Source organism: Glutamicibacter halophytocola (genome assembly GCF_001302565.1).
Classification (GTDB): domain Bacteria; phylum Actinomycetota; class Actinomycetes; order Actinomycetales; family Micrococcaceae; genus Glutamicibacter; species Glutamicibacter halophytocola.
Genome location: NZ_CP012750.1, coordinates 3,621,934 through 3,643,974, shown reverse-complemented (window position 1 = coordinate 3,643,974; position 22,041 = coordinate 3,621,934). Strand labels below are relative to the sequence as shown.

At 61.2% G+C, this 22,041-nt stretch carries 15 protein-coding genes; 14 read left to right on the top strand and 1 reads right to left on the bottom strand.

What is annotated here, in order from left to right:
• Nucleotides 1-2: 2 nt before the first annotated feature.
• The 12 genes from AOZ07_RS16770 (at nt 3) to AOZ07_RS16715 (ending at nt 11,513) form a co-directional block, all read left to right on the top strand.
• Complete coding sequence (locus AOZ07_RS16770) at nt 3-938, top strand: ABC transporter permease (protein WP_060703027.1); 936 nt, start codon at nt 3-5, stop codon at nt 936-938.
• Entirely contained in the window at nt 935-1,861 is a 927-nt protein-coding gene (locus AOZ07_RS16765) for an ABC transporter permease (protein WP_060703026.1), read from the top strand. Before AOZ07_RS16770 ends, AOZ07_RS16765 begins: the two co-directional genes overlap by 4 nt.
• Nucleotides 1,861-2,700, top strand: coding sequence for an ABC transporter ATP-binding protein (locus tag AOZ07_RS16760; RefSeq protein ID WP_060703025.1), 840 nt, complete (start codon nt 1,861-1,863; stop codon nt 2,698-2,700). Before AOZ07_RS16765 ends, AOZ07_RS16760 begins: the two co-directional genes overlap by 1 nt.
• A complete protein-coding gene (locus AOZ07_RS16755; RefSeq protein WP_060703024.1) occupies nt 2,697-3,521 on the top strand; it encodes an ATP-binding cassette domain-containing protein in 825 nt (274 codons plus the stop codon). The genes AOZ07_RS16760 and AOZ07_RS16755 overlap by 4 nt, the downstream gene beginning before the upstream one ends.
• A gap of 32 nt (nt 3,522-3,553) precedes the next feature.
• Nucleotides 3,554-4,510: an aldo/keto reductase gene (locus AOZ07_RS16750; protein WP_060703023.1), complete on the top strand. Its 957-nt coding sequence runs from the start codon at nt 3,554-3,556 to the stop codon at nt 4,508-4,510.
• A 21-nt stretch (nt 4,511-4,531) separates the two neighbouring features.
• Complete coding sequence (locus AOZ07_RS16745) at nt 4,532-5,302, top strand: HpcH/HpaI aldolase family protein (protein WP_060703022.1); 771 nt, start codon at nt 4,532-4,534, stop codon at nt 5,300-5,302.
• Between the two features lie 28 nt (nt 5,303-5,330).
• The gene (locus tag AOZ07_RS16740) at nt 5,331-6,566 is read left to right on the top strand and encodes a sialidase family protein (protein WP_060703021.1); all 1,236 of its coding nucleotides are present in this window, start codon (nt 5,331-5,333) and stop codon (nt 6,564-6,566) included.
• Nucleotides 6,559-7,239: an SDR family NAD(P)-dependent oxidoreductase gene (locus AOZ07_RS16735; protein WP_060703020.1), complete on the top strand. Its 681-nt coding sequence runs from the start codon at nt 6,559-6,561 to the stop codon at nt 7,237-7,239. The genes AOZ07_RS16740 and AOZ07_RS16735 overlap by 8 nt, the downstream gene beginning before the upstream one ends.
• Before the next feature lie 58 nt (nt 7,240-7,297).
• Complete coding sequence (locus AOZ07_RS16730; RefSeq protein ID WP_194943714.1) at nt 7,298-7,936, top strand: hypothetical protein; 639 nt, start codon at nt 7,298-7,300, stop codon at nt 7,934-7,936.
• A gap of 367 nt (nt 7,937-8,303) precedes the next feature.
• Complete coding sequence (locus AOZ07_RS16725; protein WP_060703018.1) at nt 8,304-8,831, top strand: copper chaperone PCu(A)C; 528 nt, start codon at nt 8,304-8,306, stop codon at nt 8,829-8,831.
• Nucleotides 8,831-10,033, top strand: a complete 1,203-nt coding sequence (locus tag AOZ07_RS16720) for a Dyp-type peroxidase (protein ID WP_060703017.1) — start codon at nt 8,831-8,833, stop codon at nt 10,031-10,033. Before AOZ07_RS16725 ends, AOZ07_RS16720 begins: the two co-directional genes overlap by 1 nt.
• A gap of 34 nt (nt 10,034-10,067) precedes the next feature.
• Complete coding sequence (locus AOZ07_RS16715; RefSeq protein WP_060703016.1) at nt 10,068-11,513, top strand: PepSY-associated TM helix domain-containing protein; 1,446 nt, start codon at nt 10,068-10,070, stop codon at nt 11,511-11,513.
• 158 nt (nt 11,514-11,671) lie between these two features.
• On the opposite strand, the gene AOZ07_RS16710 is transcribed toward AOZ07_RS16715, so the two are convergent.
• Nucleotides 11,672-12,319 carry a LysE family translocator gene (locus tag AOZ07_RS16710; protein WP_207758462.1) on the bottom strand — a complete coding sequence of 216 codons (648 nt, stop codon included), beginning with the start codon at nt 12,317-12,319 and terminating at the stop codon, nt 11,672-11,674.
• Between the two features lie 91 nt (nt 12,320-12,410).
• On the opposite strand from AOZ07_RS16710, the gene AOZ07_RS16705 reads away from it, so the two are divergent.
• Both AOZ07_RS16705 and AOZ07_RS16700 read left to right on the top strand, forming a co-directional pair.
• Nucleotides 12,411-13,307: a LysR substrate-binding domain-containing protein gene (locus tag AOZ07_RS16705; RefSeq protein ID WP_207758461.1), complete on the top strand. Its 897-nt coding sequence runs from the start codon at nt 12,411-12,413 to the stop codon at nt 13,305-13,307.
• A 1,487-nt stretch (nt 13,308-14,794) separates the two neighbouring features.
• Entirely contained in the window at nt 14,795-21,946 is a 7,152-nt protein-coding gene (locus AOZ07_RS16700) for an SdrD B-like domain-containing protein (protein WP_194943713.1), read from the top strand.
• Nucleotides 21,947-22,041 lie beyond the last annotated feature (95 nt).

Here is a 22,041-nt window from a genome sequence, read left to right as displayed (position 1 = left end):
CCGTGCTGACCTATCTTCCCAAGCGCATCGGGCAGGGGCTGCTCACGGTATTCCTTACCGTTTCAGTAGTCTTCCTGCTCATCCGCATGGCACCGGGCGACCCGGCTGCCTCGTTCGCCGGGCCGCTGGCCACCAATGAGCAGCTGGCCGCCGTGCGCGAGCAGTTCGGCTTGGACAAGCCGCTGCTCCAGCAATACGTGATTTTCATCGGACAGCTGTTCACCGGCCATCTGGGGCAGTCCTATTCCTTCCAGGCCCCCGCCGTGCAGGTGGTGATGGACCGGCTGCCCTACACGCTGACCCTGGCCACCAGCTCCATCCTGCTGGCCGCGCTGGTCGCCATTCCGCTGGGAATGTGGATGGCCCGCCGCACCGATACCGATGCGGAACTCGGCGTGAACGTGCTGACCATCGCCGGGCAATCCATGCCCGACTTCTGGACCGGCATCATGCTGCTCACCGGGTTCTCGGTGATCATCCCGCTGTTCCCGGCTTCCGGCTTCACGACCTGGGGCGGGCTGGTCCTGCCGACCATCACCGTCGCGATCCTGCAGATCGCCCTGGTCTCGCGCATGGTCAAGCGTGAAATGGTCACCAATTTCAACGCCCCCTATCTGAGCATCGCCCGTTCCCGCGGCGTCAGCGAACGGGTGCTGACCTGGCGCTATGCGCTGGGCAATGCGGGAATTCCCGTCTTCACCGCCCTGGGCACCCGCTTCGCGGCGATGCTCAACGGCGTGGTGGTCGTGGAAGTTGTCTTCGGCTGGCCCGGCGTGGGCTCGCTGATCGTCCGGGCCTTGGAAACCCGCGATTACCCCTTGATCCAGGCCACCGTGCTGATCACCGCCCTGCTGGCCGTCGCGGTCCAGCTGCTGATCGATCTGGCCTACCCACTGCTGGACCCACGGGTCCGCCTCGGAAAGGCAGCTTCGGCATGAGCACCACAACCCGCAACCTCGCGCAAGCTCCGGATCCGGTCCGCGGCTCGGCAGTGACCAAGCAGCTGCTGAAGAAATCGGCGGCCGCCCGGCGTGCCCGGTCAACCCGCATCAAGCTGTGGCTGGGCACCATCCTGACCTTGCTGGTGGTCCTGCCGATCGCATTGGCCAACCTGCTGCCGATCGCAGACCCGAATATGCAGGACCTCGGCGCCCGGCGTTTGGCCCCGTTGATCGACGGGCACCTCTTCGGCACCGACCAGCTGGGCCGCGACCTGCTCTCCCGGGTGCTCTTCGGAGGCCAGACCTCGCTGATGATCGGCGTGCTGGCGGTCGTCGTTTCAGGGGCTGTCGGAGTGATCCTCGGATCCATTGCCGGGTTCTACGGCAAATGGGCCGACGTGATCATCTCCCGCGTGCTCGAAGCCCAGCTGTCCCTGCCGCTGCTGATGATGCTGCTGCTGGTCGTTGCCCTCTTCGGGCCATCCATCCCGGTGATCACCGGTGTCATCGCCATCGCCCAGTGGCCCGAGGTTGCGCGCCTGACCCGATCCCTGGTGCTCGTGGAACGCGAAAGGCCCTATGTGGATGCGGCCAAGACCCTGGGCCTTCCCAAAGTGCAGATTCTCGCCAAGCACGTGATCCCCAATGTCTTCAAGCAGGCCAGCCTGGTGATCTTGCTGTTGCTGGCCCAAGCGGTGCTCCTGGAAAGCGCATTGTCCTTCCTCGGCGCCGGACCGCAGCGCCCCTTCTCCACCTGGGGCCGGCTGATCTCCGACGGCCAGGACTACATCACCACCTCGTGGTGGATGGTGACGCTGCCAGGCCTGTTCATCGTCGTTCTGGTGGTCGGGGTCAATCTGCTCGGCGATGCCCTGCGCGATGGAAACCTGCGCCGCACCTCTAAGAAGGAAGGCAAGTGATGAGCGAGCAAAACACCGCAGTCCTGGAAGTCAGCGACTTCAGCGTGGAACTGATGACCGACAACGGCGTGTTCAAGGCGGTCAAAAACGTCAACTTCCGCATCGGCCACGGGGAAACCGTCACCATCATTGGCGAATCGGGTTCCGGCAAATCCACGACCGCCATGGGGCTGCTCCAGCTGTTGCCCCGCGGGCTTGCTGCCTTGTCCGGCCAGGTGAGGATCAAGGGCGAGGACGTGCTGGCCAACCCCAAGGCCATCGCCAAGTTCCGCGGACGGGGCCTGGCATTGATCCCGCAGGACCCGATGACCGCGCTGAATCCCGTAGCCACGATCGGCTCGCAACTGCGCGAGGCGATCAAGGTGGCCGGACGCATTACCGGCAAGCAGGAGCTGCACAGCAAGGCCGTGCAGCTGCTCGAGCAGGTGCGCATCCCACTGGTTGAGGAACAACTCAAGAAATTCCCGCATCAGCTCTCCGGCGGCATGCTGCAGCGCGTCCTCATTGCCATTGCGCTGGCCAGCGAACCAGAACTGCTGGTCGCCGATGAGCCCACCAGCGCCCTGGACGTCACGGTGCAGGCCGGGATCCTCGACCTGCTGCTGGAACTGCAGCAGCGCAGCGGGATCTCGATACTGATGATTACGCACGATATTGGCGTTGCGCGCCTGGTTTCCGACACAATCCATGTGATGAGCTCGGGGAAGTTCGTCGAGTCCGGCCCCGCCGCCCAGATTGTCGACGCACCAGAACAGGACTACACCCGCAAGCTGCTCGCCGCGGTTCCGCGCTTGGGAACCTGGGACGAAACGCCAATGGCACCAAAGGGAGCATCATGAACCAGCAAGCACCGTTCCTCTCGGTGAAGAACCTGAGCGTCGAGTACCACACGCACAACGGAATCTTCCGCGCGGTGGACGACGTTTCCTTTGACCTGGAACGCGGCACGACCTTGGCCGTGGTCGGTGAATCAGGATGCGGAAAGTCAACCATCGCCAAATCCATCATGCGCCTGCTCAAGCCGGCCAAGGGGCAAATCCTGCTGGATGGAACCGACCTGGTGGCCCTGAATGAAAAGCAGCTGCGCCCCTTGCGCCGCAAATTCCAGATGGTCTTCCAAGACCCCTACGGCTCACTGGACCCCAGCCACAGCGCCGAGCAGATCATCACCGAGCCGCTGAAAATCCAGAAAATCGGGACGCCTGCCGAACGCCGCAAGGAGGCCTTGAGGCTGCTCGATCGCGTGGGCCTGCCCGAGGGAGCACTGGATAAGCGGGCCAATGAATTCTCCGGCGGCCAGCGCCAGCGCATCGGCATCGCCCGGGCACTGGCTTCCAAGCCGGAGCTCCTGGTCTGTGACGAGGCGACCAGCGCGCTGGATGTCTCGGTGCAGGCACAGGTGCTCAAGCTGCTCGCCGAGATCCAGGAAGACACCGGGATCTCCTATGTGTTCATTTCACACAACCTGGGCGTGGTGCAGGAAATCAGCGATCAGGTCATGGTGATGCAGAAGGGAAAGCTGGTCGAACTGGGCAGCACCGAGCAGGTGCTCACCTCGCCGGCCCAGCCGTACACCCGCAAGCTGCGCCGCGCGGCCCTGGACCCGAGCCAGATGGAAGGCGTGAAGCCGCGCCACATCCTGGCCGGACTGGCCAGCTAGAACCGCAAGAGACGAACAAGGAAGCAAAGACAATGCCCAAGAACACCCCGGCAGCATTGGTCCTGGGAACCATGACCTTCGGCGACACCGCCGATGCCCAAGCCAGCGAGCAGATGCTCAATACGGCACTGGACGCGGGAATCACCCATATCGATACCGCCAACGCCTATGTCGGCGGGGCCACCGAAGAGCTGCTGGCCACCTTGCTGGAAGGCAAGCGCGACTCGGTATTCCTGGCGTCCAAGGCCGGAATGCCCCATGCGGATGCCGGCGAGGATTCGCCCTTGTCCCCAGCGGCATTGCGCCGAAGCGTGGAGGCCTCGCTGCGGCGGCTGAACACCGACCGGCTGGACCTGTTCTACCTGCACCAGCCCGACTACGCCACCTCGCTGGAAGCGACCTTGGGCGAAGTCGCGAAGCTGCACCAGGAAGGCAAGATCCTGTCCCTGGGCGTTTCCAACTTCGCCGCCTGGCAGATTGCGCAGGCAAGGCATGTGGCCGAGTCGGTCGGCGCGCCGCCACCTGTGGTGGCCCAGCAGCTGTACAACCTGGTAGCGCGGCGCATCGAAACCGAATACCTGCCCTTCGCCCAAGCCAGCGGGGTGCAGACCATGGTGTACAACCCGCTCGGCGGCGGACTGCTCACCGGGCGCCATAGCTTCGCGCAACAGCCGCAGGAAGGGCGCTTCGGCAGCTCCCGCCTGGCCAGCATGTACACCGAGCGCTACTGGGACGAAGACCTCTTCAAGGGCATTGAAGCGCTCACCGCACTGGCCGAGGACGCCGGCATCAGCCTGATCGAGCTGTCCCTGCGCTGGCTGGCCTACCACCAGGGCGTCGACTCGCTGCTGCTTGGCGGATCCAAGGCAAGCCAGCTCGAATCCAACATTGCCGCCATCGCCAAGGGGCCATTGGAGCAGAACCTGGCGGAGGCAGCCGCAGCGGCCACCGCCTCGCTGCACGGCCCGATGCCTGCCTACAACCGTTAACAAGAAAGAGACACCAACGCCATGACCTCAGCAGTTGCCACCGAATTCGCCCGCAAGATCCGTGACCGCGAACCAGCCGTCGGGTACTGGGTGGTGCTCGATTCGCCGGTATCCACCGAACGCATCGCACGCCTGGGCTACGACTACGTTGCCCTCGACGCGCAGCACGGCCTGATCGGCTACAACGGAATGCTCACCGGGCTGATGGCCATCGACGCCTCCGGCCAGGCCGCCGGTGTTGTCCGCGTGGAAGCCAATAACGCCACCGCCATTGGCAAGGCCCTGGACGCTGGCGCCGTGGCAGTCATCGTGCCGCTGGTCGACAACGCGCAAGACGCCGCCGACGCGGTCAAATACGCCAAGTACCCGCCGCATGGCATCCGCTCCTACGGACCCATGCGCTCGGCCCTGCGCGTTGGCCCGGTACCAGCGGAATCGGATGCCACCACCATGGTCTTCGCCATGATCGAGACTCCGGGCGGGTTGGAGAACGTCGAAGAAATCGCCGCCGTCCAGGGCCTGGACGGGCTGTACGTCGGGCCCAGCGACCTGGCCCTGGCCATCGGCGCCGCATTCCCCGGGGATCCGGCGATCAAGGAGGAATTCGAGGCCGCGCTCAAGCGGGTGAGCGCGGCAGCACAGCAGGCTGGCATTGCCGCCGGCATCCACAACGCCAACGGAGAGCTGGCCCAGCAGCGCCTCGGCGAAGGATATACCTTCGCCACGGTGGCCTCGGACCTGACCCACCTGGAAGCAACGGCCGCGGCCCACCTGCAGCAGGCCCGCTCCTAGCACCGAATAGACAGCAAGGAATCAGACAATGTCGTTGACCGATTTTTCCACCATCAACCCCGACGGGCAGATCCACGAGGATGGGCCGCTGGCCTACGCCTACCTGCCGGCACCCACGGTGCAATCCCACGCAGCCAACCTGATGACCCTGGGCAACGGGGATCTGGGCTGCGTCTGGTTCGGCGGAACACAGGAAGGGGTGGCGGATATCAGCATCTACTTCTCCACCCTGCAGCGTCTGCCCGAGGGGCGTTGGGCGGAAAAATGGTCGCCGGCACAGCAGCTGTCCAGCGACTCGACCCGTTCCGAGCAGAACCCGATCCTGTACCGCCACGGTGAGGAACTCTGGCTGCTGTACACGGCCCAGCACGCGGGAAACCAGGACACCTCCGAGGTGCGCCGCCGCATCTCCAGCGACCACGGAAGCACCTGGTCCGACCCCGAAACCCTCTTTGCCGCCACCGACCACGGCGGGGTCTTCGTGCGCCAGCCACCGGTGCAGGTCGGCGAACGGCTATATGTTCCGGTCTTCCGCTGCGCTACCGTGCCAGGGCAAAAATGGGTGGGGGACTTCGACGACTCCGCACTGATGGTCTCCACCGATGGCGGAGCCACATGGACCGAGCAGATTATCGAGGGTTCCACCGGCTGCGTGCACATGAATGTCGCGGCGCTGGCCGACGGCAGCCTGCTCGCGCTGTATCGCAGCCGCTGGGCCGACTGGATCTATGCCTCGCGTTCCGAGGACGGCGGGCTGACGTGGAGCGTGCCGGAAGCCACCGAATTGCCGAATAACAATTCATCCATCCAGTTCGTCTCCATGAATGATGGCCGCTTGGCCTTGATCTACAACCACTCCCAGGCCACTGAGCAGACCGAACGCCGGCTGTCGCTCTACGACGAGATCGACGATGAGGGATTGGATTCCAGCGTCGATGGCCCGGTGGTGTTCGAACCGGTGGCCACCGGGGAACCCGGGGTGCAAAAGGCCTTCTGGGGCACGCCCCGCGCGCCGCTGACCGTGGCGATCTCATCGGATCAGGGCAGAAGCTGGCCAGCACGAAGGAACCTCGAAGTGGGGGACGGGTACTGCCTTTCCAATAATTCCCGCGAGGGGCTGAACCGGGAATTCTCCTATCCTTCCATCCACGAAGGCCAGGATGGGGCCCTGCACCTGGCCTACACCTATTTCCGCCAGGCCATCAAGTACGTGCGCATCGACCCTTCGTGGGTCAGCGCGCCGGAGGCAAGCGATCATGCCTAGCGCTCTGGTCACCGGGGTCAGCTCCGGCATTGGCGAAGCGATCGCCCGCGCCCTGCTGGAAGCCGGCTATGAAGTCACGGGCCTGAGCCGCAGGGCACCGGCCATCGCCGATGAGCGCTTCTCCTGGCGGAGCACCGACCTGGGAGACCTGGGCCAGGTCCAGGAAGCCGCACAGCAGCTGTCGGCGCCCGATCTTTTTGTCCATGCCGCAGGCTATATGGCGACCGGGGCATTGGGCGAGCTCAAGGCGGAGGATCTGGCGGGGATGCACGCGGTTCATGTGCAGGCGCCAATGGCGCTGCTCAACACCCTGGCACCGAAGATGGAGGATGGCTCCCGGATCATCTTGATTGGCAGCCGGACCATGAGCGGTGTCGCTGGCAAGAGCCAATATGCCGCTACCAAGTCAGCGCTCGCCGGGCTGTCGCGCAGCTGGGCCATGGAGCTGGCGCCGCGTGGCATCACCTGCAATGTTGTGGCGCCGGGGCCCACTGATACCCCGATGATGGTTGATCCGCGCAGGGCGGGCGTCCCGCCGGTCACGCCGCCACTGGGCGCGCTCGTGGATCCCGCCGATGTGGCCGCCCTGGTGCTGTTCCTGGGCGGGGAGCATGGCAAGTCCATCACCGGCCAGGTGATGACCATCTGCGGCGGCGCGTCGCTGAAAGGCTGAGCCCGCGTCCGGCCGGGCCTGCCGGAGAGTGAATCCCGTATCTGACATACTGTTGCCTGTGGAAAAAACCTCCCGTTCAACACGTGTGCTCAGAGGCATGGCGGTCGCGTTCTGCGCGACTTTCGTATCGCTGCTATCCCACGTGCTGGCCGGAGGGGCAGTGCCGGGCGTTCTGAATATCGCCCTGCCGCTGTCGTTGTCATTGCTGGTCTGCACAGGGCTCAGCGGACGCCATTTCACGCTGCTTCGGCTAGCCATCATGGTGGCCATCAGCCAGATGCTGTTCCACCTGATGTTCTCCATGGGGTCGGACCATGCGTCGATGGCGCAGCCGCGACCCGGGGATTTCGGCGCGCATGGCATGAACATGATCCTGGAGCTGCCACGGGACTCGGCATTGCCGATGCCTGGACACGGTGATGCTTCCATGATTATCGCCCACGTCATTGCCGGGATTGCCACGGTGCTCTTCGTGCATCGCGGGGACGAGCTCATGACCAGCCTCGCCGGCCTCATGGCCCTTTGCCGCTGGACCCGGTTCTGGGTTCTCCTGGCCTATTCGCACCAGCCGCCCGCACCCCTAACTGCTCCTCCGGGATGGGAAGAGCCCCGGGCCTGCACCTTGGCGGTGTACTCGACAAGCGTTATCCGGCGCGGACCTCCGCTGGTGGCAACAGCGCAGAACACCGCCCATTAATCGAAGCTTGGCTTCGCTACCGCAGTTTTGACCCCTGCACAGGACCTGATGGCGGTCTTATCCGGTGCGCCCGGAACTTTCCCTGCCGGGCTTTGTGATGCCCATTGCTGATTGGCGAGCGCCAATGAGCGCTGGGCAGCGGATCCCATGAGGCCAGCCTTTCACTTCATGCCTGCGCATCGGGCACACTGCCGCATGTTCTCGCCGCAATTTTCTGCGCATTCCCATCCCCGCATCACGGGGTTCCAGCACGCTGGTGGCGCCATTTCACGCTGCCGGATTCCAGCCATGCCAGACGGGCACACGGCCCGCCTTGCGCTCTCGCGAAGCCTTCTCAGCGCTTCGCGCAAACTTCACAGGATGACCCTTGAAAAAATCATTTGGCCTTCGTGCCACCGCGCTTAGCGCGAGTTCCCTGATCCTCCTTGCCGGCTGCGCCGCTCCTGAACCAGGCGCTGCATCGCCTTCCCCGGCAGGAACCACCATTGAGGTAAAAGACCTCTGGCTCAAGGCAACACAAGACGATATGTCCTCGGCCTTCGGCACCATCGAAAACACCGGGGATCACGCGGTGACCATTACGCAGGTCTCCAGCGCGGTATCGGGTGATACCGGATTGCATGAGACCGTGGCCAATGAGTCCGGGGCCATGGTCATGCGCGAGAAAACGGGCGGTTTCACCATTGAAGCCCACGGGAAGCTGGAGCTTGCACCCGGCGCGAACCACCTGATGATCATGGATCCGAAGAAACCGCTCAAGGCCGGTGATGAAGTGGCTCTCACCTTGGAATTCTCCGATGAGAGCAGCTTCGATTTCACAGCGCCGGTCAAGGATTTCGCCGTGGCCAAGGAAAGCTACGATGAATCCTCGTCGCAGAGCGGACATGGGCACTGATGGGATCGGAACGCTCCGGGACCGCCATGCGGCCAAGCCGCCGGGGACTGCTGATTGCAGGTGCCGCGTCAGGCCTTGGAGCAGTCGCCGCGCTGGGTATTGAATCACTGGCAGATTCGGCTTCTCCTGCCGGTGCGTCCGAGCCTTTGCACGGGCAGGAGACCATTCCCTTTTATGGATCGCATCAGGCGGGGATCGCCACAGCGCCCCAAGCCTACGCAGCGTATATTGCCTTGACGCTGCGCGACGAGGTGGACCGGGACAGCGTTCAGCGGCTGCTTCGCATACTCACCGATGACGCTGCCAGGCTGACGCAGGGCCGTGAAGCGCTGGCCGATACCGAACCTGAGCTGGCGCACCTGCCGGCACGGCTCACCGTGACCTTCGGATTCGGGAGCAAAATGGCCAAGCTGGCAGGTGCGGCCACCTCGGAAGTCAAGCCGTTGCCGGAATTTGGCATCGACCGGCTGGAACAGCGCTGGTGCGACGGCGATCTATTGCTGCACATCGCTGCGGATGACCGGCTCACTGTGTCCCACGCACAACGCATGCTGCTCAAGGATGTGCGCAGCTTCGCCACGGTGAAGTGGACGCAGGCAGGTTTCCGCAGAGCCCGCGGGTCAGAGGCCAGCTCAACGACAATGCGCAATCTCTTCGGCCAGGTCGATGGGACTTCCAACTTGGCACCTGGCACCCAGGAGTTCAACCAGCTTGTCTGGAACAAGGATTCAAGCACCACCATGGTGCTGCGCAGGATCCGCATGAATCTGGAAACCTGGGATGAGCTGGATCGGCCCGCGCGGGAATTCAGCGTAGGCCGCACCCTGGACAACGGCGCGCCCTTGACCGGTGCCCTTGAACATGATGAACCGGATTTCCGCCGGCTCACGGTTAATGGCTTCGCCGTGATTGGCGACCAGGCCCATATTCGGCGCGCCCGCTCGGAGAATCCGGAAGAACGGATTTATCGCAGGGCCTACAACTACGACGAACCGCCCACCGGCGAGAACATCTCTGATTCCGGGCTCATCTTCGTGTCCTATCAGAAGAGTGTTGCCAAGCAGTACGTGCCATTGCAGCAGCGGCTGGATCAGCTAGATGCGCTGAACCAATGGACAACTCCCATCGGGTCTGCCGTTTTCCTGATCCCTCCGGGCTGCCAGGAGCACGGCTTTATCGGCGATACGTTCTTCACCGCCTGAGATCCCCGACTTTTCACTTTTTCAAGGAACCATCATGACTCTTCTGGAAACTTCACCAGAATCATCTTCACCCCAGCGGTCCCGCCCAGCGGGCAAGGGCTGGTTTGGGCAGCTGTTGCTGCGCCTGCATTTCTACGCAGGAATTTTCGTTGGCCCCTTCATCCTGGTTGCGGCGCTCAGCGGTGCGCTGTACTCCGTGATGCCCCAAGTCGAGCAAGCGGTCTACGCCCGGGAACTGCACGCCCCCGTTGCAGATGCCTATTTGCCACTGGCACAACAGATCGAGGCAGCCAATGCCTACCTCGGGGACCAGGATACGCCTGCTGCTGTTCGCCCGGCCCCGAACCCGGGCGACACCACCCGGGTGATGTACTCCGAACCCGGGTTGGGCGCCAGCGAAATGAGAGCTGTTTTCGTGGATCCTGCCACCGCAGAAATCCGCGGAGACCTGACAACCTACGGAACCAGCGGCTCCCTCCCGCTGCGGACCTGGGTCGACCAGCTGCACCGGAATCTGCACCTCGGCGAACCAGGACGGCTTTACAGCGAGATGGCGGCATCCTGGCTGGGGATTATCGCCCTGGCCGGAATCGGCTTGTGGGTCCAGCGGATCAGGAAAACGAAACGCAAGAAGGATCTGTTGCGCCCTAGCATCAGCGCCAAGGGCTATCGAAAGCTGGCTAGCTGGCACGGTTCGCTGGGATTGTGGATTCTCATCGGTGCATTCTTCCTCTCTGCCACGGGCATCACCTGGTCAACCTTTGGCGGGGCGAATGTGGGCGAAATCCGCTCGGCATTGAACTGGGGAACCCCGTCGGTGAACACCGACTTGTCCGATTCCGCCGATTCCTCCGGCGACGAGCATGCCCATCATCACGGGGTGGACTCAGCACAATCCGGGAAGATGGTGAACCCGGCAGCCTTCGACACAATGCTGTCGATCGGCAGGGAAATCAACATTAATACTCAACTGGTGGAAATCAAGCCTCCCGCAGCGGAAGGCAAAGCCTGGGTAGTGCAGGAAATCCAGCGTTCCTTCCCGACCGAAGTCGACGCGGTATCGATTAATGGCCAGAGCTTGGAAGTTGTCGACCGCGTTGATTTCAACGAGTTCGGCCTGGTTGCGAAACTTTCACGCTGGGGCATCGATATCCATATGGGCACCATGTTCGGACTGCCGAATCAAGTGCTGCTGTTCCTACTCGCCTCGGCGATCGCCGCCATGGTGGTCCTTGGATATGCGATGTGGTGGAAACGCCGCCCCACGCGAAATTCTGCACAGTTGATGGGCAAGCCACCGAGGCGCGGTGCGATGTCCCGTGCACCGTGGTGGGGATCAGCGCTGTTACTGCTGGCAGCCGCAGCAGTAGGAATTCTCTTGCCGTTGCTTGGCATCAGCCTGGCTGCCTTTCTGGCCGTGGATCTGATGGTTGGGAAATTTCAAGCCAGGCGTGTCCGACGCGCCTCGGGTTGTAGATGAGCCGCTGAGTAAGCAAGCACAGTGTGCCCAAGGCAGAACCGTTCATCGCGTCAAAGCGACGAGGCGAACGGTTCCGCCTTTCATCTTGCTCCAGTGGTCGTCGACGCCATATTCAGCCATTTAGAACCGGTATGCTCCAGCCTGGACATCACCTGTGGTTATTCGAGGGCAAGCTTGATGCCGAATCCGACCAGTGCTGTGCCAGTGGCCAGATCTAGTAATCGGCGAACCCCTGGCCGCGACAAGACCGAGCGGGCTTGATGGATGCCGCAAACTAGCAGCACCAGGTAGGCAAGTGAGAGCAGAGCATGGGTGAAGGCAAAGGCGAGTACCACTGGCATCGGAGCTTCTTGATCGAGAAATTGCGGCAGTACCGCTAAATAAAACACCAAAATTTTAGGATTACCCACATTGGAGAGGAATCCTTGCAACCACCCCTGGCTTCCTGTGGGCCCGGCAGGGTCAATTCCCAATTCCAAAGTTGCATAGTCCCGCTTCCAAGCCGAACGAAATGCTTGGAAACCTAACAAGGCCAAATATGCGATCCCCGCCCAACGGATACCTTCGAAGACCGGCCGCATGCTCATGATCACTGACCCTAAGCCAACAGCAGCGAGGATTCCATAGAGCGTCGTCGAACTAGCCACCCCGACTGCGCTCCAAGTTCCCCTCCGGCGTCCGCCGTTTAAGGTATTGCGGCTCACCACAGCGAAATCGGGTCCCGGAATGACGACTAGAGGGGACGCGAGAACCAAGAAAGACAAATAAGGAGACAAGTAGGAAGACACCATTGATGACGAAAGCATGCTTCCATGATCAGGGGATGCATCTATCCATGTCGAGCGATCATTCTTATACAATATTGTTCGTTATTTTCGAACGAAAGAAAGGGGCTTGATGGATTTGCACCGGTTACGGCTCTTGCGCGAGCTAAAGCGCCACGGCACGATAGCTGCCGTGGCCCAGGCGATGTCCTACAGTAAATCCACGATCTCAGCACAACTCTCCCAGCTCGAAAGGGAGACTGGCGTCCAACTGCTGGAACCAGCGGGTCGTCGTGTGAAATTGACTAATCAGGCAGAAATTCTGTTGTCCCACGCCGAGGTCATTTTTGAACATGTGGAAATGGCCAAGGGTGAAATTGCCGCGTCGTTTGAAGAGATCGTAGGAACGCTGCGCATTGCTTCATTTCAAACGGCCGCGTTGAGCTTGCTTCCTTCTGTCCTGAAACGAATGGAACGCGATCATCCGCGGTTGCGTATAGAGGTTACTGAACTGGAACCAGAGCGTTCGCTCCCAGCACTGCTTGCCCAGGAGTTCGACCTCGTGCTGGCCGAGGAATTCCCGGGACATCCTCAAGTGCGGCCCGCTGGGCTGGATCGTGATGATTTGCTAATGGACCGCATGCGTCTTGCCACGCCCAGCGTGTGGGGACATCAAGCCCTTGACGACCTTGCACTACGGCCGTGGGTGATGGAACCGGAAGGCACAGCACAACGTGCCTGGGCTGTAGCAGTATGCAGAAGCGCCGGTTTCGAACCGGATGTCCGGTTCACTGCAACAGATGTTTTGCTGCATGCGCGACTTGTAGAAACAGGACTGGCGGCGGCTCTGCTGCCTGATCTTCTTTGGTACGAGGGCCATGAAAGAGTTGTTCTCTGCCCTTTGCCCGGGAATCCTGCCCGCAGTATTTATACTGCTGTTCGACGAGGCGCAATCGGGCAGAGTGCCGTGAAAACCTTCCGACAGGCAATCAAGGACGAGTCCATAAACAAGGAATCGTCAGTACCCTGAGCACTGACTTGAATTGTGCAGAGAAGATCGCCACACGCGGGGTGATGCTTTCTTCTTAGCAGTTGACTCTAGCGAGAGCTCATTGATTTTGTATACGGCGTTTGATGCATTTGCTTGCTTTGTATCTGGATGACGGAACAGCAACAATTCTGTTTGTCCATGCGAACTTCCGCTCTTTGCCGAGCTAGGGATGATGGTCGTATAGTCGGCGCATTGACGAGGGATGCAACGAAAAACCCCGTGGCTTCCGTGCGGTCGTGGTTGCAGTGAAGTGGCAGAGTGTCGTTTACTCGGTGATGAATGCTATCCATTATGGATTTCAGGGTATGGATCGAGCCAAATCACTCGCTACATAGATGGTTCCGTTCGAACTATGCTGATTTCTGATGTTCGCCAAAGTTGCCGCGCGGCTCGCAGCATGGGGTTAATTCGCCCGATCTCGTCGAATGCCTTGAATAATTGGTCCGGTTCAACGAATGGACATCGGAGCAGCTTTGGTTTCGATTGATTATTTGTAACCATGGCCCGACGTGCTGTGCATGTGTCTATGACCGCATGCAGGTCTTGCTTGAGTGTTCTGCAAGCGGGCGACCAGCCGGTGATCCACGAGTAGCCTTGCCGAGGCGGATTGTGCAAAATCACCGGTTTTGCACCTTGATAAATCACTGCCAAAGAGCTGATAGAAAGCTGAATGTGCGATGAATGGACGAACTGTGCCATCCTCCAAAAGTAGTATTGACGCTGCTAGATTCTTGTGGTGACCTGTCGATTTAATGAACTTTTGATGAATTAGCACGTAATATTCACGCACATAGGTAACTCTCAGGATATTGCTTGCTAGTTTTACGGTACACATGCATCAACCGAAACTGCCCAGATGTTAGTCATTGCAAGCAACGGAGGACGAGAAATGAATACAATCACTGCTCTCTTTGATTTCCGCAAGGAGCATATGAACGGTCTGTAGAGCTAACTGCAGACCCCACAGCGCCAATCCAGGTGAAACCAGCTGCTTGGCGTTGCTACTAAAAGAGGATTCGGCGCTTTCCTTGCCGATTAGACCAGCCTCAATTATGGATCAATCCGCGCTATCTTCTCTTGCACCGAGGATTCGGTCGTAAGTTCAGCCGAAACCGCGTACGGGATAAGCATTCCATCGAAAAACCCAGTACTCCCATCACCGAGAACCCTCGGATGGGGGCATTTGGCTACGGGCAAAAACGCTGCCAAGACAAGTCGCCACACACTTTGTAGCTGGATGATTCGACCATCCATCCTTTCACCATCTGACGGACAAATCCTTAGTCAGAAGCATTAATCGATTTCGCATGCCTTTTTTCAGTAGTCAAACGCGAACCATCGATCAGATTAATTTTAAGAAACTTACGTCAATCTCTTGTGCATTCCCCTGCAAACAGGCTTGGATAAACCTTGGGGAAACCTTGGGACAAAAATCACAAGCACTTCAAAGCAAGGAGGGTGTCCGTATGCGACGCTCAGAACGCAAGACAGCACCTGCAGTAACTGCCGGATGGTGGAGACGGCCAGTAGCACTGGGAATGGTCTCCTCGGTTGCTGTCACGACTTTCGGCCTCCCTGCGATGGCCGACGTAGACACCCAGCCAGATGAAACCACTGAGGCAGCAGCCAGCAATATCGACTTGAGCCTGATTGGTCAGGAACTTGCCGGTGGCGGACAGAGCCGGGCTCTGTTCCCTGGGGGACCAGCAACCGATGATGGTGCACTGAACGCATCCCTCCTCGGCGGACAGATGCTCGATCTGGGCGGCTTGAACCTGCCGATCGACCAGATCATCGACTACGGAGAGCTTGGCGCTCTGCTGTCGCAGTCGACTGCTACCGACGCCAAGAATGGCGAGGCGATTTCTGGTATCGCCGGTGCCGATGGTTCCGTCAGCCTCGATGGCGAGGCTGGTGGATTTGGCACCGCAAAACTAGACCTACTTTCTTTGTTCCGTGCAACCGGAACTGACGGACTGACCGACGACATCGTCAGCAAGGCGGAATTGACCGCTGGCGTTGGCGGCGCACACGTCGAAGCCGTAGATGGCGCATTCCAGGATCCTGATGGCGTGGGTGGCGACGGCCAGTATCGCGTAGCCGAAGCAAATCTTGAACTTGAATCGCCAATCGTCAGCCAGATTGCCAGCGGAATCTACGACCAGCTGGCAACGGTCGACCAGACTCTGGAAGACACCGTCAATGGGATGAGCCAGCTCACTGACTTGCTCAACACCATCACGTCGGCACTGCCTGTCGGTGCCACAATTGACGTCTCTGCCGAGTCGAACATCCAGGAAGAAGTCTTCCAGGAGCTTTTGGCGCAGCCGATCACCTCCAAGAACGAAGTGCTCAGCATCGATCTTTCGACGGGCAAGCTCTACGTCGACCTGGACAAGGCCTACTCGGGTGAGCGTCCAGAGGGCGTCGACCTGCCTGACGGCATCAACAACCAGAACCCGAATACCGAGCTGATCAGCAACGAGATCTACCCGATCATCGCTGAGACGATCCACGATCTCATCGAAGAGGTCATCAAGGTTGCCACCAACGCCATCGAAGGCGCGATTTCCAGCATTACGCTGAACTTCGAATTGACCCAGACTGCGCCGATTGTTGGCGAGACCGTTGCAAACTGGAGCGTCAACCTCGGCGCCGAGAACGTGGCACCGGTAGACTGCACCGGTGCAGGCTGTGCCGTAATCGAGCCGCTGATCAACACTACGCTGATCCCATTGATCAACACCGCAGTGGTTCCGATCCGCGACTTCCTGGTCGGCGACGGCGGACACGCCATCTACGACCTGCTGATCACCGACATCAAGACCAATGCCATGACTTTGCCAGTGCGCCAGGTACTGGAGCCAGTCTTCACCCTGATGGCACAGATCGTTTCGGTGCAACTGAACCGCCAGGTCACCACGACCTGCGAAGGACCAGACGGCACCCTCACCGACAGCCTTGAGGTCTCCGCACTGAGCATCGGCCTCCTGCAGGCTGCTGACGCAGGACGCCTGAACCTCGGCACCGCCGGTGTTCGCATCGGCGCATGTGACGACGCTGCAGTCATCAACCCGGCGATCACCTTGGACCCAACCTCGGTTGCTCCAGGCGAATCCACCAACCTCACCGGTACCGGATTCACCCCGGATGGCGATGTCACCCTGCAGCTGACCGATCCTTCGGGCAACCCAGTGGGCGACCCGATCACCGTGCCAGCTGACCCAGAGGGCAACGTTCCTTCGACCGCCATTCCAGTGCCTGAAGGTTCCGCACCGGGCGACTACAAGGTTGTGGCTACCGACGTCACCACCGATACCCCGGTAGAGAGCCCGCTGACCGTCACCGACGGCGGCGTGCAGCCAGGCAACGGCTCCATCGGAGACCTGGTCTTCGACGATGCCGACATGGACGGCGTGCAGGACGAGGGCGAAGCCGGCGTTCCAGGCACCGTCGTGAACCTGCTGGATGCCGATGGCAACCCGGTCAACGACGCCGACGGCAACCCGCGCACCACCACCACCGACGAGAACGGCATCTACTCCTTCGGCGAACTGCCGGAGGGCGACTACACCGTGCAGTTCGTTGCTCCTGAAGGCAAGGCATTCTCGCCTGCAGACCAGGGCGGCGACGACGCTCTCGACTCGGATCCAAACGCCGAGGGTGTTACCCCGGTTATTTCGGTCACCGCCGAGACTCCAACCACCGACGCAGTGGATGCCGGTCTGGTTGACGACGACGCGGCCATCGACCCGGCCATCACCTTGGACCCAACCTCGGTTGCTCCAGGCGAATCCACCAACCTCACCGGTACCGGATTCACCCCTGAAGGCGATGTCACCCTGCAGCTGACCGACCCAGATGGCAACCCGGTCGGTGACCCGATCACCGTGCCAGCTGACCCTGAGGGCAACGTTCCAGCCACCGAAATTCCAGTGCCTGAAGGTTCCACACCAGGCGACTACACCGTCGTGGCAACCGATGTCACCACCGATACCCCGGTAGAGAGCCCGCTGACCGTCACCGACGGCGGCGTGCAGCCAGGCAACGGCACCATCGGCGACACCGTGTTCTCGGATGACAACGGCGACGGACTGCAGGACGAAGGCGAAGCCGGCGTACCAGGCACCGTCGTAAACCTGCTGGATGCCGATGGCAACCCAGTCAACGACGCCGACGGCAACCCTCGCACCACCACCACCGACGAGAACGGCAACTACTCCTTCGGCGAACTGCCGGAGGGCCAGTACAGTGTCCAGTTCGTTGCTCCCGAGGGCAAGGCCTTCTCGCCTGCAAACCAGGGCGATGACGACTCGATCGACTCGGACGCCGGCAGCGATGGACGCACCCCAGCGGTGGCCCTGACCTCGGCAGCACCGGCCAATGACACGGTTGACGCCGGTCTGGTCGACGCTGATGGCGAGATCAACCCGGTACTGTCGCTGGATCCGACCTCGGTCGCTCCTGGCGAATCCACCAACGCCACCGGTGACGGCTTCACCCCTGAGGGCGACGTCACCCTGCAGCTGACCGACCCAGAGGGCAACCCGGTCGGTGACCCGATCACCGTTCCGGCCGACCCTGAGGGCAATGTTCCAGCCACCGAAGTACCGGTTCCAGCTGACGCCCAGCCAGGCGACTACACCGTCGTGGCTACCGACGTCACCACCGATACCCCGGTTGTCAGCAACCTGACCGTCACGGACGGCGGCGCGCAGCCAGGCCCAGGTTCGCTCGGTGACTTCGTCTTCGAGGACACCAACAGCGATGGCCTGCAGGATGAGGGCGAAGCCGGCGTTCCAGGTGTTGTCGTGAACCTGCTGGATGCCGATGGCAACCCGGTCAACGATGCTGATGGCAACCCTGTCACCACCACCACCGACGAGAACGGCAACTACTCGTTCGGCGAGCTGGCGCTGGGCGGCTACACCGTGCAGTTCGTTGCTCCTGAGGGCAAGGCCTTCTCGCCTCAGGGAACCAACGACGACGGTGCTGTTGACTCGGATCCGAATCCTGAGGGTGTCACCAACGTCTACACGCTGACCGAGGAAGCACCGACCACCGATCAGGTGGATGCCGGCCTGGTTGACGATGACGCTGTTGTTGATCCTTCGGTCACCCTGGACCCAACCTCGGTTGCTCCAGGCGAGTCCACCAGCCTGACCGGTAGCGGCTTCACCCCTGAGGGTGATGTCACCGTGCAGCTGACCGACCCAGAGGGCAACCCGGTCGGTGACCCGATCACCGTCCCAGCCGACGCCGAGGGCAACGTTCCAGCTACTGAAATTCCAGTTCCTGAGGACGCCGCACCAGGCGACTACAAGGTAGTGGCTACCGACGTCGCCACCGATACTCCGGTAGAAAGCCCGCTGACCGTCACCGATGGAAGCCTTCCAGGTGGCAACGGCGAGCTCGGCGACCGGGTCTGGAACGACCTGGACTCCGACGGCGTCCAGGACGATGGTGAAGCTGGCGTTTCAGGAGTCACCGTCAACCTGCTGGATGCCGAAGGCAACCCGGTCAACGACGCTGATGGCAACCCTGTTACCGCAACCACCGATGACAACGGAAACTACACCTTCGCCGGGCTTGCACTGGGCGAATACACCGTGGAATTCGTTGCTCCGGAAGGCGCATCCTTCACCCAGGCCAATGCCGGCGATGACGATGCTCTTGACTCCGACGCAGCCGAGAATGGACGCACCGAAGTGGTGGCGCTGACCTCCACCGCTCCTGCGAACATGACGGTTGATGCCGGTATTGTCGACGCTCCAGCCGTGGACGAGGCCACCGTGACGGTGAACCCGACCGAGGTGAAGCCAGGCGAGGAAACCCAGGTGACCGGCGATGGCTACGCTCCGAACTCGGACGTGACCGTTCAGCTGGTTGACCCAGAGGGCAACCCGATCGGCGACCCGATCACTGTCACCACGGATGAGAATGGCCACTTCACCACCCCGCTGCCAATCGGCGAGGACGTGGAACCAGGCGATTACAGCGTGAGCGCAGAGGACGCCGAAGGCAACAAGGACACCGTGGACTTGACGGTCGCGGAACCAGACGGCGAGAACCCTAACCCGAACCCAGGTGGCGACGGCGAGCTCGGCGACCGCGTATGGCGCGATGCCAACAGCGACGGCATCCAGGACTCCAACGAATCCGGCCTGGCCGGTGCCGTGGTGAACCTGCTGGACGCTGAAGGCAACGCCTACACCGACGCCGAGGGCAACCCGATCACCACTACCACCGATGACAACGGCAGCTACGCCTTCACCGGCTTGGCACTGGGCGAGTACATCGTTGAATTCGCGGCACCTGAGGGCGCTTCCTTCTCGCCAGCAGAAGCTGGCGACGATACGGCAGTGGACTCCAACGCCGGCGAGAACGGCCGCACCAGCACCGTGACCTTGACCGCCGCCGCTCCAGCTGACCGGACCATTGACGCTGGTATCGTCGATGCTCCTGCAGTCGAGGAAGCAACGGTCACTGTCAACCCTGATGAAGTGGCTCCGGGCGAGGACACCACGGTCAACGGCGAAGGCTATGCCCCGAACTCGAAGGTCGATGTCCAGCTCAAGGACTCGGAGGGAATGCCTGTTGGCCAGTCGGCCGAGGCTACTACCGACGAGAACGGCAGCTTCAGCAAGGTCATCACGGTTCCAGAAGATGCAGTTCCTGGCGATCACACCGTAGAAGCCACCGATGAGGAGGGCAACTCGGACGACGCTCCGCTGACCGTCACCGACCCGGATGGCAACTCCGGCGATGACAACGGCGAGCTGGGTGACCGCGTATGGCGCGATGACAACGGCAACGGCCTGCAGGACGATGGCGAGTCGGGCCTGGGCGGTGTCACGGTGAACCTGCTGGATGCCGAAGGCAACCCAGTAGCAGGCGAATCGGGCGACCCGGTCACCACCACCACCAACGAGAACGGCACCTACACCTTCGCTGGCCTGAAGATTCAGCAGTACATCGTTGAATTCGAAGCACCAGAGGGAGCATCCTTCGCACCGGCAGGCGTGGGCGAGGACCGCGGCATCGACTCCGACGCCGGGGAAAACGGCCGCACCGAGGTTGTCACCTTGACCAGCCAGGCTCCTGTGAACCAGGGCGTGGATGCCGGCATCACCGATGCACCGGCAGTGGAGGAAGCTACCGTTACGGTGAATCCGGAAACCGTTGCACCAGGTGAAAGCACCACGGTCACCGGTGAGGGCTACGCACCGAACAGCGAAGTGACCGTCACGCTGACCGACAAGGACGGCAACCCGCTGGGCGAGCCTGTCATGGTCACCACCGACGAGAACGGGCACTTCAGCACCGAGGTAACCGTTCCTGAAGATGCCGAGGACGGCGACTACACGGTCGCTGCCGAGGATGCCGAAGGCAACAAGGACACCACCGTCCTGAAGGTCGTCGATTCGGATGGCAACGGCAACGATGGCGCTTCGATCGGTGACTTCGTCTGGAACGACTCCAACAAGGATGGAATCCAGTCCGAGGGCGAGGCCGGAGTACCAGGTGTCGGTGTCAGCCTGCTCGATTCCGAAGGCGACGCAGTGCTCGATGTCGACGGCAACGCAGTGGTCACGACCACCGGCGAAGATGGCAAGTACGGCTTCGGCGACCTGAACTACGGCGAATACACCGTACAGTTCAACGCCCCAACCAACGCCACCTTCACCACCGCAGGCGCCGGGGATGACCGCTCCAAGGACTCGGATGCAAACCAGGACGGACGCAGCGCTGCAGTTCAGCTCTCGACCGCCTCGGCCAGCAACCAGAGTGTTGATGCCGGTCTGATCATCGATGAGAACGCCGAAACCCCAACCTTCACCGTCACTCCTGACGAGGTAGCACCGGGCGAGGAAATCACCATCGATGGCGAAGGCTACGAGCCGAACACCAACATCACCATCGAGCTGCGCGACAAGGACGGCAACGTGATCGAGACCATCGAAGTCATGACCGACGACGAAGGCAAGTTCACGACCAACATGACCGTCCCTGAGGATGCGGAAGAAGGCGATTACAAGGTCGCCACCGTTGATCCAAAGGGTGTCGAGCAGACCCGCGACCTGCGAGTCACCGACAAGGACGCCAACACTTGCGCCGCTGAGGAATCCATCACGGTAACTCCTTCGAAGGTCAAGGCCGGAGAAACCGTAACCGTGAAGGGCCAAGGATTCACCGAAGGCCAGGTTGTTGAAATCACCGTCACCGGTGAGGACGGCAAGCAGGTCGAGGTATCCATCGGCGATGCAGCTGCCGGCCAGCTGATCACCATCGATGAAAGCTGTGGCTTCGAGTTCAAGATCCAGCTGCCTGAGGACATCAAGGAGGGGCCATACACCGTAGACGTCAACGACGAAGACGGCAAGACCATTGACTCCGGCCAGTTCGAGGTAGTCGGTTCGAACGACAACAACGGCACCGACAACGACGGTGACAACAATGGCACCGACAACAACGGTGACAACGACAGCGACAACGACAATGACGGCCTGGCTAACACCGGTGCTGAAGTTATCGGATACTCGGTGCTCGGCCTGCTGGTAGCAGCCGGCGGTGTCGCCCTGACAGTAATGGCTCGCCGCCGCTCGCAGCGCAGCTAATCAAGACAACGACAGATGCTTGTGATCTGTTGTAAATAACACCAAGATGGGGAGCCTGCTTGTGGGTTCCCCATCTTGGCGCGTTAAGCACGTGA

Excerpts from the sequence above, each read along its gene's own strand:
- AOZ07_RS16765 (WP_060703026.1), top strand. The coding sequence starts at position 935 with ATGAGCACCACAACCCGCAACCTCGCGCAAGCTCCGGATCCGGTCCGC.
- AOZ07_RS16760 (WP_060703025.1), top strand. The coding sequence starts at position 1,861 with ATGAGCGAGCAAAACACCGCAGTCCTGGAAGTCAGCGACTTCAGCGTG.
- AOZ07_RS16755 (WP_060703024.1), top strand. The coding sequence starts at position 2,697 with ATGAACCAGCAAGCACCGTTCCTCTCGGTGAAGAACCTGAGCGTCGAG.
- AOZ07_RS16750 (WP_060703023.1), top strand. The coding sequence starts at position 3,554 with ATGCCCAAGAACACCCCGGCAGCATTGGTCCTGGGAACCATGACCTTC.
- AOZ07_RS16745 (WP_060703022.1), top strand. The coding sequence starts at position 4,532 with ATGACCTCAGCAGTTGCCACCGAATTCGCCCGCAAGATCCGTGACCGC.
- AOZ07_RS16740 (WP_060703021.1), top strand. The coding sequence starts at position 5,331 with ATGTCGTTGACCGATTTTTCCACCATCAACCCCGACGGGCAGATCCAC.
- AOZ07_RS16735 (WP_060703020.1), top strand. The coding sequence starts at position 6,559 with ATGCCTAGCGCTCTGGTCACCGGGGTCAGCTCCGGCATTGGCGAAGCG.
- AOZ07_RS16720 (WP_060703017.1), top strand. The coding sequence starts at position 8,831 with ATGGGATCGGAACGCTCCGGGACCGCCATGCGGCCAAGCCGCCGGGGA.
- AOZ07_RS16715 (WP_060703016.1), top strand. The coding sequence starts at position 10,068 with ATGACTCTTCTGGAAACTTCACCAGAATCATCTTCACCCCAGCGGTCC.
- AOZ07_RS16710 (WP_207758462.1), bottom strand. The coding sequence starts at position 12,319 with ATGCTTTCGTCATCAATGGTGTCTTCCTACTTGTCTCCTTATTTGTCT.
- AOZ07_RS16705 (WP_207758461.1), top strand. The coding sequence starts at position 12,411 with ATGGATTTGCACCGGTTACGGCTCTTGCGCGAGCTAAAGCGCCACGGC.
- AOZ07_RS16700 (WP_194943713.1), top strand. The coding sequence starts at position 14,795 with ATGCGACGCTCAGAACGCAAGACAGCACCTGCAGTAACTGCCGGATGG.